This window comes from Mesorhizobium sp. B3-1-9 (genome assembly GCF_006439595.1).
In the GTDB taxonomy this organism is placed as follows: domain Bacteria; phylum Pseudomonadota; class Alphaproteobacteria; order Rhizobiales; family Rhizobiaceae; genus Mesorhizobium.
Genome location: NZ_VFTJ01000015.1, coordinates 91,426 through 103,823 on the forward strand (window position 1 = coordinate 91,426; position 12,398 = coordinate 103,823).

The 12,398-nt window shown below is 63.6% G+C and carries 10 protein-coding genes; 6 read left to right on the top strand and 4 right to left on the bottom strand.

The features are described from left to right. Positions 1-87: 87 nt before the first annotated feature. A complete protein-coding gene (dnaE, locus tag FJW07_RS23125; protein ID WP_140858898.1) occupies positions 88-3,612 on the top strand; it encodes a DNA polymerase III subunit alpha in 3,525 nt (1,174 codons plus the stop codon). 1 nt (position 3,613) lies between these two features. Here the strand turns inward: dnaE and FJW07_RS23130 are convergent, their stop codons facing one another. Further along, positions 3,614-4,501, bottom strand: coding sequence for a DMT family transporter (locus FJW07_RS23130; protein ID WP_140858899.1), 888 nt, complete (start codon positions 4,499-4,501; stop codon positions 3,614-3,616). Positions 4,502-4,677: 176 nt separating this feature from the next. Between FJW07_RS23130 and FJW07_RS23135 the strand changes: the two genes are divergently transcribed. Continuing rightward, positions 4,678-5,181: a hypothetical protein gene (locus FJW07_RS23135; RefSeq protein ID WP_140858900.1), complete on the top strand. Its 504-nt coding sequence runs from the start codon at positions 4,678-4,680 to the stop codon at positions 5,179-5,181. A 4-nt stretch (positions 5,182-5,185) separates the two neighbouring features. On the opposite strand, the gene FJW07_RS23140 is transcribed toward FJW07_RS23135, so the two are convergent. Then, positions 5,186-6,514 (bottom strand): DNA polymerase IV, encoded by a 1,329-nt coding sequence (locus FJW07_RS23140; protein ID WP_140858901.1) that lies wholly within the window; start codon positions 6,512-6,514, stop codon positions 5,186-5,188. A 65-nt stretch (positions 6,515-6,579) separates the two neighbouring features. Between FJW07_RS23140 and FJW07_RS23145 the strand changes: the two genes are divergently transcribed. Next, on the top strand, positions 6,580-7,155 hold the full coding sequence (locus tag FJW07_RS23145) for a GNAT family N-acetyltransferase (protein WP_140651184.1): 576 nt from the start codon (positions 6,580-6,582) through the stop codon (positions 7,153-7,155). 93 nt (positions 7,156-7,248) lie between these two features. After that, a complete protein-coding gene (locus FJW07_RS23150; RefSeq protein ID WP_140858902.1) occupies positions 7,249-8,826 on the top strand; it encodes a hypothetical protein in 1,578 nt (525 codons plus the stop codon). A 9-nt stretch (positions 8,827-8,835) separates the two neighbouring features. Here the strand turns inward: FJW07_RS23150 and FJW07_RS23155 are convergent, their stop codons facing one another. Then, a complete protein-coding gene (locus tag FJW07_RS23155; protein WP_140858903.1) occupies positions 8,836-9,489 on the bottom strand; it encodes a hypothetical protein in 654 nt (217 codons plus the stop codon). Next, positions 9,486-9,785 carry a DUF3572 domain-containing protein gene (locus FJW07_RS23160; protein ID WP_140858904.1) on the bottom strand — a complete coding sequence of 100 codons (300 nt, stop codon included), beginning with the start codon at positions 9,783-9,785 and terminating at the stop codon, positions 9,486-9,488. The genes FJW07_RS23155 and FJW07_RS23160 overlap by 4 nt, the downstream gene beginning before the upstream one ends. A gap of 243 nt (positions 9,786-10,028) precedes the next feature. Between FJW07_RS23160 and FJW07_RS23165 the strand changes: the two genes are divergently transcribed. Then, entirely contained in the window at positions 10,029-10,400 is a 372-nt protein-coding gene (locus FJW07_RS23165) for a response regulator (RefSeq protein WP_027166515.1), read from the top strand. Between the two features lie 33 nt (positions 10,401-10,433). Continuing rightward, positions 10,434-11,807 (top strand): PleD family two-component system response regulator, encoded by a 1,374-nt coding sequence (locus tag FJW07_RS23170; RefSeq protein ID WP_140709623.1) that lies wholly within the window; start codon positions 10,434-10,436, stop codon positions 11,805-11,807. Positions 11,808-12,398 lie beyond the last annotated feature (591 nt).

Here is a 12,398-nt window from a genome sequence, read left to right on the forward strand (position 1 = left end):
TGTGGGTCGATTGTGCTGGACTGGCATGGCCCCGTCCGGGACAATACATCTGCATGGATTTGAGTCTTTGGGACGGCGCGAAAAAATATGGCGGATGAACGACTTCCTCGCGACCCGTTGCAGCGCGAAGCTGCCGTGAAGGCCGCGCGGCCGGAAGCGCCGGCGCGGACCTTCATCCATTTGCGCGTGCATTCGGCCTATTCGCTGCTGGAAGGCGCCTTGCAGCTTGGCGCGATCGTCGGCCATGCCGTCAAGGACGAGGCGCCGGCGATCGCGGTCACCGACACCAACAATTTGTTCGGGGCGCTCGAATTCGCCCAGAAGGCGGTCAAGGACGGCATCCAGCCGATCATCGGCTGCCAGGTCGATCTCGCGTTTTCCGGCGAGGCGAGCGACGGCCAGCGAGACCGCCGCCGGCATGGACCGGAAATGTCGCCTGTCGTGCTGATCGCGGCCAGCGAGGCCGGCTATGCCAATCTCGTGCGGCTGATCAGCAAGGTCTATCTGGAGACGCCGCCCGGCGAGCCGGTGCACCTGACCAGCACGATGCTGGAAGGCAGAAGCGATGGCCTGATCTGCCTCACCGGCGGGCCGCGCGGCCCGATCGGCACCGCTCTGAAGGCCGACCGGCGCGATCTCGCCGAACAGCGGCTGCTCTTCCTCAAAGACCTGTTCGGCGACAGGCTCTATGTCGAACTGGAACGGGTCGCCGGCTATGACCGCATGGTCGAGAAGTCGACGGTCGACCTTGCCTACACGCATGAACTGCCGCTGGTCGCCACCAACGAGGCGTTCTTCTCCAAGCGCGACGATTATGAGGCGCATGACGCTTTGATCGCCATCGCCGAGGGCTCGGTGGTGGCCGCCGACAACCGCCGGCGGCTCGCCGCGGACAATTTCCTGCGCAGCCAGGCCGATATGGCGCGGCTCTTCTCGGACCTGCCGGAAGCGATCGACAACACGGTCGAGATCGCCATGCGCTGCTCCTACTACCCGAAGAACCGCAGCCCGATCCTGCCGCGCTTCACCGGCGCCGACGCCGCAGACAAGGACGCGGCCGAGAAGGCGGAGGCGGTCGAGCTCGCCCGCCAGGCGCGCGAAGGGCTGGAGGCGCGGCTTGCCGCGCACGGGCCGACGCCCGGCTACACGGTCGAGCAATATCGCGAACGGCTCGAATTCGAGCTTGGCATCATCGAGAAGATGAAGTTCCCGGGCTACTTCCTGATCGTTGCCGACTTCATCAAATGGGCGAAGGCGCAAGGCATTCCGGTCGGGCCGGGCCGCGGTTCGGGCGCCGGCTCGCTGGTCGCCTATTCAACCACCATCACCGACATCGACCCACTGCGTTTCTCGCTGCTGTTCGAGCGCTTCCTCAATCCGGACCGCGTCTCGATGCCGGACTTCGACATCGACTTCTGCCAGGACCGGCGCGAGGAGGTGATCCGCTACGTCCAGCAGAAATACGGCCGCGACCAGGTCGGGCAGATCATCACCTTCGGTACGCTGCAGGCGCGCGCCGTGCTGCGCGACGTCGGCCGTGTGCTCCAAATGCCCTACGGCCAGGTCGACAAGCTCTCCAAAATGGTGCCGCAGAACCCGGCCAACCCGGTCAAGCTGGCGGATGCCATCGCCAACGAGCCGCGCTTTGCGGAGGAGGCGGAGAAGGAACCGATCGTGCAGACGCTGCTCGACACGGCGCAGAAGCTCGAAGGCCTTTACCGCCACGCCTCGACGCATGCCGCGGGCATCGTCATCGGCGATCGGCCTTTGTCGGAACTGGTGCCGATGTATCGCGATCCGCGCTCGGACATGCCGGTCACCCAGTTCAACATGAAATATGTCGAGCAGGCCGGCCTGGTGAAGTTCGACTTCCTCGGCCTGAAGACGCTGACCGTGCTGGAGACCGCGGTGAAGCTGATCCGCCGGCGCGGCGTCGACATCGATCTCGCGACGATCCCGCTCGACGACCCAGACACCTACGCCATGCTGTCGCGCGGCGAGGTGGTCGGCGTGTTCCAGGTTGAAAGTGCCGGCATGCGCAAGGCGCTGATCGGCATGCGGCCGGACTGCATCGAGGACATCATCGCGCTGGTGGCGCTCTATCGCCCCGGTCCGATGGAGAACATCCCGACCTACAACGCCAGAAAGCATGGCGAGGAGGAGATGGCCTCGATCCATCCCAAGATCGACCATCTGGTGAAGGAGACCCAAGGCGTCATCGTCTACCAGGAACAGGTGATGCAGATCGCGCAGGAGCTGTCCGGCTATTCGCTCGGCGAAGCCGATCTTTTGCGCCGCGCCATGGGCAAGAAGATCCGCGCCGAGATGGACAAGCAGCGCGAGCGCTTTGTCTCCGGCGCGGTCGAGCGCGGCGTCTCAAAGCCGCAGGCCGATTTCATCTTCGACCTCCTGGCCAAGTTCGCCGACTACGGCTTCAACAAGTCGCACGCGGCGGCCTACGCGGTCGTTTCCTACCAGACCGCCTACCTGAAGGCGCATTACCCGGTCGAGTTCCTGGCGGCGTCGATGACGCTCGACATGAGCAACACCGACAAGCTGGCCGATTTCCGCCAGGACGCCATGCGCCTCGGCATCGAGGTGGTGGCGCCGTCGGTGATGTCGAGTTTCCGTCCCTTCGAGGTCGGCGAAAACAAGATCTTCTATTCGCTGGCGGCGCTCAAAGGCGTCGGCGATGCGGCGGTCGAGCACATCGTCGAGAAGCGTGGCCAGAAGCCGTTCAAGAACCTTGCCGATTTTTGCGAGCGCGTCGATCCGAAGATCGTCGGCAAGCGCGTTTTCGAAAGCCTGATCATGGCAGGCGCGCTCGATTGCTTCGGCCACGACCGCGCCCAGATGATGGCCGGAGTCGAGCGCATGATGGGCCTGGCCTCGCTGGCGCAGCAGAACGCCATTTCCGGCCAGGCCGACATTTTCGGCGCATCGCTTGGAAGCCAATCGCAGGCGCTCAACCTGCCGGCGACCGATCCGTGGCTTGCCGCGGACCGTCTGCACCGCGAGTTCCAGGTGGTGGGCTTCTACCTCTCGGCTCATCCGCTCGACGAGTACAAGGCGGCACTCCAGAAGATGCGGGTGCAGAACTGGGCGGAATTCTCGGCTGCGGTCAAACGTGGCGCCGCGGCCGGACGCCTCGCCGGCACGGTCACCTCCAAGCAGGAGCGCAAGACCCGCACCGGAAACAAGATGGGCGTCGTGCAGTTTTCCGACACGACGGGACAGTATGAGGCGGTGCTGTTTTCCGAGGGCCTGGCGCAGTATCGCGACATGCTGGAGCCCGGCAGTTCGGTGGTGATTATGGTTGCAGCCGAAGACAGGCCTGAGGGCGTAAATCTGCGCATTAACTCGGTGCAATCACTGGACGACGAAGCCAGCCGCATCCAGAAAGCGCTACGCATTTTTGTCAGAGACGATGGACCATCATCGATCATTCAATCGCAGCTCAAACAGCGTGGCGACAGTCAAGTCAGCATCATCGTTCTCAAGGGAGAGGCGCAGGGCGAGGTTGAGATCGGCTTGGGTAATTATCGCGTCTCGCCGCAAATCGCCTCTGCCATGCGCGCGGTGCAGGGCGTGGTGGAAGTGGAGTTGGTCTAGCTCAGGGCGTTGCCGCCTCCGCCTCTGCCACTTGCGGTGTCTTGCGCTGCAAATTGAGCAAGTTGCCGGCGAGGATCAGGGCGGCGCCGCCGGCGGTGAAGACGTCGATCTGCTCGTGATAGAGCAGCCAGCCGACCAGCGCCGTCAGCGGCACGCGCAAAAAATCCATCGGCGAGATGATCGTGGCGTCAGCGTGGGTGAGAGCGCGCGCCAGGCAGAAATGCGACGACATGCCGGTGAAGGCGATGACGAAGATCCACGGCCAGAGCCCTGGCGAAGGGTTGTGCCAGCTATAGAGAGCGGGGATCAAGCCAACCACCGACTGGATGATCAGCATCCAGAAGATGATGCGCACCACGCTTTCGGTTTTGGTCATCGACTTCACCAGCACCATCGAGATGCCGAAGCAGACTGCGGCGCCCAGGACGACGACGTGGCCGGGGTCCATCGAACCGGCGCTTGGGCGCACGATGACGACCACGCCGATCAGACCAAGCACGATCGCCGTGAGCTTCGACCGGGACAGTCTTTCCCCCAGAAAGCTGACGGCGAGGATCGCTGTCCAGATCGGCGTGGTGAACTCGATCGAGATCAGCACGGCGAGCGGAATGAGCGTCAGCGCGTAGAGCCAGGCGGCCTGGCCGGTATAGTGGATCATGTTGCGGGCGATATGGGCGAACGGACGCTCGGTGCGCATCGCGGCAAAACCGCCGCTCATCATCACCAGCGGCAAAAGGATGAAGAAACCGATCACCGAGCGCAGCTCCAGCACCTGGAAGACGTTGAGCTCGGCTGTCGTTTCGCGGCCGGCAACCGACATCGCCAGCATCGAGGCGATTGACAGAGCCATCCAGAACGCGGCTTTTGGGATCGAGGGAGCGGGCGCCATTTGGGGCCCTATGTCGCAAGCCCGGACCCGGGCCGCAACCGTTAGTGGCGTCATTCCACTGGGCCAGCGGATCGGGTGTGAAAAAAACCGTCATCGCCGCGGCGGAACCTGGCGCCTGGGCACCCGTTAAGTCCACGCTTCATCGGAAGGCTATGATCGCAAGAGGGGACGTCTTGATGAAATCGACTGCTGCTTTGCTGGCCGCCGCCTGTCTTTTCTGCTCGACGGGCGCGCATGCAGACGAGGCGGCTTTCCTGCGCTCGCTGCAGGGAAAGTTCTCCGGCAAGGGAACGGTCAGGATCAGGACGAACACGCCGGTGATGAACATCAATTGCACCTTCACCTCGGACGCGACGGCGGACTCGCTGTCGCTTGACGGCACCTGCCGCGCGCTGCTGATCATGTCGCGCGAAATCCGCGCCGACCTGAAGGTCAGCGGGGAGAGCTACACCGGCAGCTATATCGGCTCGCGCAGCGGGCGTGCCGGGCTCAGCGGAAGCCGCAAGGGCGATGCGATCAACCTCGACATCCATTGGGCGAAAATCGTCAATGGCGACCGCGACGCGGAGCTGACGGTCGAGAAGACCGGGCCGGACAATATGCGCATGACGGTGACCGACATGGATCCGGCAACCGGCAAGATGGTGGTGACGAGCCGGATCGACCTCAAGCGGACCTGACCCCTCAATCCTCCAGCGGCTCGGGCGGATTGGCGGCGCGGCCCTTGCCGAATGTGTAGCCGGTCTCGACGGCTTTCCTGCCGAACTTGTCGCGCAGCGTGTCCATCGCGCCTTCCGCCAGCGCGCGCTTGCGCGACTGCATGTCGACCAGGTCCGGCGGATCGGCCTTTTCGTCGTCGGAGAGGTCGCTGACGCCGATGCCGAGCAGGCGGAATTTTGTTCCGTCGGCCTCGCGGCGCAACAGATCGAGCCCGGTCTGGAAAATGCGGTCGGCCAGGCGGGTCGGGTCGCCGAGCTGGCGGTTGCGGGTGCGGAGCTTGAAATCCTGCGTCTTCAGCTTCAGCACCACGGTGCGCCCGGCAATGCCTGATTTCTTCAACCGCGCCGAGACCTTTTCCGACAGGCCGCGAAGCACCGGCACCAGTTCCGCCAAGGCGGCGATATCGGCGTCGAAGGTGGTTTCGGCAGAGACGCTCTTGGCATCGCCGCCGGGGTCGACCGGGCGATCGTCCTCGCCACGCGACAGGCGATAGAGCCGGTCGCCCATCACGCCGTAGCGGCGCATCAGGTCGCCGCGCTCCATGCGCTGCAGTTGCGCTATCATGCGGATCCCGTCGCGCTCCAGCGTCGCGGCAAGCGCCTTGCCGACGCCCCAGATCATCGTCACCGGCTGCGCGGCGAGGAAGCTTGGCGCCCCGGCTTCGCCGATCACCGAAAAACCGCGCGGCTTGCGGAAATCCGAGGCGATCTTGGCCAGGAATTTGCAGTAGGAGAGGCCTGCCGAAACGGTGATGCCAAGCTCCTTTTCCACCGTCTGCGCGAAGCGCGCCAACACCAGCGCCGGCGGCATGCCGTGCAGCCGCTCGGTGCCAGCCAGGTCGAGAAAGGCCTCGTCGATCGACAGCGGCTCGACCTGCGGCGTCAGCGCCAGCATCAGCGCGCGGACCTCGCGCCCGATGCCGACATATTTTTCCATGTTGGGCGGGATCACCACCGCTTCGGGGCACAGTTCGAGCGCCTTGAACATCGGCATGGCCGAGCGCACGCCCTGGATGCGGGCGATGTAGCAGGCAGTGGAGACGACGCCGCGCCGGCCGCCGCCGACGATCACTGGCCTATCCTTCAGTGCCGGGTTGTCGCGCTTTTCGATCGCCGCGTAGAAGGCGTCGCAGTCGATATGGGCGATCTTGAGCCGGTAGAGCTCGGCGTGGCGGACAAGGCGCGGGCTGCCGCAGCGATCGCAGCGACGCGTCTCGGAGCGCTGGAAAGCCAGGCAGTCACGGCAAAAACCGTGTTCGGGATTGTTGACAGGAGCCGCCATCGCTGCGAACATAAAGAGAACAGATGCAATGGTACGACAGCGCAAGGCTGGCAACAAGCTTGGCCTGGGGAGAACGCATGAGCACGACCATAGCACCGCTGACCCCCGAGCGCTGGCCCGATTTCGAGGACCTCTTCGGCAAGCAGGGCGCCTGTTACGGGTGCTGGTGCACGCATTTCCGGCTGGCGCCGGCGCAACGGCGCGCCAGCGACAAGGAGCGCAACAAGGATCTCATCAAGGCGCGAATCGAAACGGGCCCACCGCCGGGGCTTTTGGCGCTCGAGGACGGCAAGGCCGTCGGCTGGATGCAGATCGGGCCGCGCGCCGACGTGCCCGAATGGAACAACCAGGGCAGGGGCTCGGCGCCGGTCGATCCGGCCGATGCCGGCGATCCGGACGTGTGGGCGATCTCGTGCTTCTTTATTCGCGTCAAGGCGAGGGGAAGGGGTGTCACGCATCGTCTCGTCGAGGGCGGCATCGCCTTCGCGCGCGAGAACGGCGCGCGGCTGCTGGAGGCCTGCCCGATCGACCTGTCGCGCGATTCGCGCTCGATCGGGCTTTTCGTCGGCTCGTCGCGGGTGTTCGAGAAGGCCGGCTTCCAGAGGCTTGTCGAACGCAAGCCCGGCCGGCCGCTGATGCGGCTGGTGCTTTAGCCGGATGCGCTTTTGGCTTACAGTCGGCGTCTTGCGGCTGTAACGCTTCTTGCCTACCAGAAGCACATCTTTCCGAGATCACGGAGAACCGACGTGAAGCGTATTTTGCCACTTGCCTTTGCCCTTGCGCTCAGCGCGCCGGCTTTTGCCCAGACTGTCGACAATCAAGGCGCCAAGGAGCTGTCCGACAATCTGGCGCGTTATTTCGGCAAGCAGGCGTTCGACAAGGGCGTGCTCAAGGTTTCGGTCGAGGGCGACGCCTACAAGATCGCGTTTGACGTCAAATCGCTCGTCAATGCGCTGCCGGAGCAGAAGCTCCTCAAATTCGACATGGCGCCATATGCCTTGATGGTGAAGCCGCGCAGCGACGGATCCTGGGACGTCTCGTCGAATTTCTCGCAGGGTGCGTCCCTCGAGTTCGATGGGCCGGAAGGCCGTCAGAGCATGGAGTTCACGATCAAGGACGGTAAGCTGACCAGCGTCTACGATCCGGCGCTTGCCGCCTTCACCAATGCCACCAGCTCGTTGGCCGGGATGACCATGACGTCCCGGGAAGCCAAGCAGCAGGCCGATGTCTCGACCGGCGCCGGCACCGCCACCGTTACGGCGACCAAATCCGCCAATGGCGGCGTCGACTTCACGGCCACCCAGAAAGTTTCGGACTTCGTCGAGAAGATCAAGATCGACGATCCCAACAGCGGAATGAATTTCCCGCTCACCTTGAAAACGCCGGAACTTTCGGTGGATGCAAAGGGCAAAGGCGTGCGGACGAAGCCACTGCTCGACCTGCTTGCCTTTGCCGTGGCCAACGAGGACGAAGCCAAACTCAAGGCGAACCAGGCTGAGCTCAAATCGCTCATGCTGGCCGCGCTGCCCATCTGGGAAAGGGTCGACGGCAACTACGGCTTCAAGGATTTCGAGGTGGAGAGCCCTGTCGGCAAGTTCGGGGCCGCGCAATTCAGCACCGCATTCGGCATGGACGGCGTCTCCCAGAACGGCAAGGTCGACTACAAGATCAAGGCTGCCGGCCTGACAATTCCGCGACAGACCCTGCCGGAATGGACCGTCCCATTGCTGCCAACCGACATCGATCTGAACTTCGGCGGCACCAATATCGATCTCGATACGATGGCGAAAAAGGCGATCGAAGCCTTTGATCTCAATAAGAATCCGCCGCTGTCGGATGAATTCGGCAAGGCTCTGGTCGCCGATTTCAAGGCCAAGAATCCGAAGGTCGTGATCGGGCACAGCACGGTGAAGAACGGCGATATCGAGGTCGCGCTGGAAGGTGAGATGACTTTTCCCGGCGAGAAGCCCGACGCGACCATGACCATCGACGTCGCCGGCTACGACAAGATCGTCGATGCCCTGAAGGAAGCGGCCAAGAGCGATGAGCAGATGGCGCAAGCCTTCCCATTTGCGCTGGCCGTCAAGGGATTTGGCAAGACATTGCCGGATGGCCGCCTGGAGTGGGTGATCGACACGAAAGCCGACGGCTCGGTCAAGGTTAACGGCGCCATGCTGAAGGGGCCGGATGCCGCCCAGGACGACAGCGCGGGTCAGGACGACTCGGGTGGTGATGACGGCTCGAACGGAACCGACAATTCGAGTGGGGGCGACGATACGGATGGCGGCGACAATGGCGGGGCCGGAGCGAAGCTGCAGCCCTGAGCGCTTGGGTTAAAGCCCGAGAGCGCTGGCGATTTTTGGCGCCGCCTCACGCCAGTCCTCGACCGAGATGATGTCTTGCGGCGTTGGCGGCAAGAAGGCGCGCAGCGCGTTGTCGGCCATCAAATGGAAGAGGTGCGCATCCGCGACGGAATTGCGCGCCGAGATCAGGTTGGAGGGCTGGTCGTCGACGAAGGCGACGGGCCGGCCCTTGACGCCGCGCAGTTTCGCGATTGCCGGTCCCTTGGCCATTTCCGTCGTCAGCAGCGGATAATTGAGCCCCAGCGCATCGAGATGCGCGCGGCGCACGTCGCGGTGCTTGTGCGGCATGGCGGTCAGCATGACGATCTCGGCGCTTCGGCCGAGCATCGCCAGCGCATCCGCGGCGCCGTCGGCGATGCTTTGCCAATCCGCCTGGGCATCGAAGAATTCGCCGAGGAGCGCCGTCACCTCGGGTTGCTCGATCAGCCGGCCGGTTGCCGTCTCGGCGATGTTGCCGGTCAATCGGAAGGAAGCGAGCGTCAGGCCGAAACCGCGCGACTTCAGGTAGTGCGGAAACGGCCGGATGAATTCCAGCACGACGTCGTCGACGTCGAGCACCAGCAGCGGCCGGTCATCGGCGGCAAGCTCTTCGATCTGCCGCGCCGTCTCGGGATCGTCGCTCATGTAGAACGCTCGTGGTCGTCGTTGCCGAGCGGGAGCGCGCGCAGCGCCTTGCTGACGGCGGCTGGCGGCGTGCCGGTCTCCTCGGCGAAGCGCAGCAGCGTCGGCTCGTGGGCGAGGATGAATTGCAGGACGCCGGCAAGGAAGCCGGGCTCCGCGGCGGCCCTCCGGATCGAGTTCGCCTCGATGCCTGTGATCGCCAGGAAGCGGGGCAGAAGTTCGGGATCGGCGGCGACGAAGCCCAGAGCCCTGACGGCAATGGTTTCCGCTTCCTCGCGCATTGACGCTGCGTTCGCCATCATTACCTTTGGAATGGTGGATTTTTTTTTCGAGTCTCCTTCCGCAGTAACGGCAAGCGTCGCTTGCGGCAAGCCTCCGCTCTTTCCCGTACAACGTCCGAAGGTGGAATTGGTGCAGCTTTCCAACCTCCGGTTTCCGTTTCGTCAATCATATTGGGCTAGAGTGGAAAAGGGTTGGGTGCGGTCCGTAGGGGACGCATTGCGACGGCCTTCGGTTTCGAGGGCGGTCGGGACGGGAAACTGATGGCTAAGAAGGTCATGATCGTCGAGGACAATGAGCTTAACATGAAGCTCTTTCGGGACCTCATCGAAGCCAGCGGTTACGAGACGGTTCGCACGCGTAACGGGCTGGAGGCGCTGGATCTCGCGCGCCAGCATCGGCCGGACCTGATTCTGATGGACATCCAGTTGCCCGAAGTCTCCGGCCTGGAAGTGACGAAATGGCTTAAGGAAGACGACGAATTGCATTCGATCCCGGTCATCGCCGTCACCGCCTTCGCCATGAAGGGCGATGAGGAGCGCATCCGCCAGGGCGGCTGCGAGGCCTATATCTCCAAGCCGATCTCGGTGCCGCGCTTCATCGAGACGATCAAATCCTATCTGGGCGACGCCTGATGCCCGAGACCAGCAGAGCCGGAGTTTGTTGAGATGACCGCGCGGATCCTCGTCGTCGACGATATCCCCGCCAATGTGCGGCTGCTGGAGGTTCGGCTGCTTGCCGAGTATTTCGAGGTGCTGACGGCCAGCAACGGCCTGGATGCGATCGAGACCTGCGAGAACGGCAAGGTCGACGTGGTGCTGCTCGATGTCATGATGCCGGACATGGACGGGTTCGAGGTCTGCAAGCGCCTGAAGAGCGATCCGGCGACCTCGCATATCCCCGTCGTCATGATCACCGCGCTCGACCAGGTGTCGGACCGGGTGCGCGGCCTCGAGGCGGGCGCGGACGATTTCCTGACCAAGCCGGTCAACGACCTGCAACTGATGACGCGCGTGAAGAGCCTGGTCAGGCTGAAGTCGCTGACCGACGAATTACGGCTGCGCGCCTCGACGACGCGCAATATCGGCATCGAAGAGCTTCTGAGCCGCGATTTCGCGACCGAGGACACCAAGCCGAGGGTGCTGCTTGTCGACGAGCGCAAATCTTCCGTCGAACGCATCCAGAAGATGCTGCGCAACAGCGCCGAGCTGGATGTCGCGACCGATCCGAATGCCGGGTTCTTCCAGGCGGCCGAGGCGGCGTATGAATGTGTGCTGGTGTCGACCGCCTTCTCGAATTTCGATGCGCTGAGGCTCTGCTCGCAGCTGCGTTCGCTCGACCGCACCCGCTTCCTGCCGATCATGCTGCTCGCCGACGAGGGCGAGGAGGGCCGCATCCTGCGCGGGCTGGAACTCGGCATCAACGACTACCTGATCCGGCCGATCGACCAGCACGAGCTGACAGCGAGACTGCGCACGCAGGTGCGGCGCAAGCGCTACAACGACCAATTGCGGGCCAGCGTCGCCCAGACGATCGAGATGGCGGTGATCGACGGGCTGACCGGGCTGCACAACCGGCGCTACCTCGACAGCCATCTGCAGACGCTGTTCGACCGCGCCGTGGCGCGGCGGCGGCCACTGTCGGTGATGATCACCGATCTCGATCGCTTCAAGTCGATCAACGACACCCATGGCCATGACGGCGGTGACGACGTGCTGCGCGAGTTCGCCCGGCGGCTGCGCAAGAATGTGCGCGGCATCGATCTCGCCTGCCGCTTCGGCGGCGAGGAGTTCGTCGTGGTGATGCCGGACACCGACGGCGCGGTCGCCGAGAAGGTCGCCGAGCGCATCCGCGCCGAGATCGCGCAGGCGCCTTTCGCGATCGGCAACGACGGCAAGATGATCGAGGTCACGGTCAGCGTCGGGGTGTCGTCGGTCTTGAAAGGGACGGACAGCGTCGCCGCGCTGATGAAGCGCGCCGACCTGGCGCTCTACGAGGCCAAAAGCGGCGGCCGCAACCGGGTGGTCGCCAAGGCCGCCTAGGCTGTGTTGATATTCAGGTGATGCCGGCCTGCGAACGATGGTTTCCTGCGCTTCCGGTGCTCACGTACTTTAAGTACGCTCCGCTCCGGTTCTCGGAAACCAACGTTCTCGGCTCGGCCTGACCTGAATCTCAACACATCCCAAAAACGCGTCGCGATCTTTCACACCCGGCACGCGCCTGTCTTTGTCCCGAAACCGGTTTCCACTCTCGGGAGACATGCTCGGCAAAAAGGCGACGATTCTCGGCCGTCTCAACAGGGTTACGAATTTACCTTAACCCAAGCGATTCGCGAGCGGTGGTTAAGAAATGGTTGATTTTTATAAGGTCTTGCGCAAATCTGCGATGCATAGACAGAAGCCGAGGCCGGCGCGAGGGTAGACGAGCCGGCTCGATCCAAAAAATACCCCATGATGCTCAGGTCCGCCGCATCTCCTGGGTCCGTGGGGTCGGCCGGCCGGCGCTGGCGCATAGTGGCCTCCTCGTACCGCTGCCAAACGCCGACCGGCCCCCTTTTTTCAAAAACCGACATCGGAAGCTTGCGCAGACAGTCGTGCAGGCTCCCCAGCCGTTCGGTCTTTCCGTCTGCCGGG

Bases quoted from the DNA above. Each gene is read 5' to 3' on its own strand.
- dnaE (WP_140858898.1), top strand. From the start codon at position 88: ATGGCGGATGAACGACTTCCTCGCGACCCGTTGCAGCGCGAAGCTGCC.
- FJW07_RS23130 (WP_140858899.1), bottom strand. From the start codon at position 4,501: ATGGCGCCCGCTCCCTCGATCCCAAAAGCCGCGTTCTGGATGGCTCTG.
- FJW07_RS23135 (WP_140858900.1), top strand. From the start codon at position 4,678: ATGAAATCGACTGCTGCTTTGCTGGCCGCCGCCTGTCTTTTCTGCTCG.
- FJW07_RS23140 (WP_140858901.1), bottom strand. From the start codon at position 6,514: ATGTTCGCAGCGATGGCGGCTCCTGTCAACAATCCCGAACACGGTTTT.
- FJW07_RS23145 (WP_140651184.1), top strand. From the start codon at position 6,580: ATGAGCACGACCATAGCACCGCTGACCCCCGAGCGCTGGCCCGATTTC.
- FJW07_RS23155 (WP_140858903.1), bottom strand. From the start codon at position 9,489: ATGAGCGACGATCCCGAGACGGCGCGGCAGATCGAAGAGCTTGCCGCC.
- FJW07_RS23160 (WP_140858904.1), bottom strand. From the start codon at position 9,785: ATGGCGAACGCAGCGTCAATGCGCGAGGAAGCGGAAACCATTGCCGTC.
- FJW07_RS23165 (WP_027166515.1), top strand. From the start codon at position 10,029: ATGGCTAAGAAGGTCATGATCGTCGAGGACAATGAGCTTAACATGAAG.
- FJW07_RS23170 (WP_140709623.1), top strand. From the start codon at position 10,434: ATGACCGCGCGGATCCTCGTCGTCGACGATATCCCCGCCAATGTGCGG.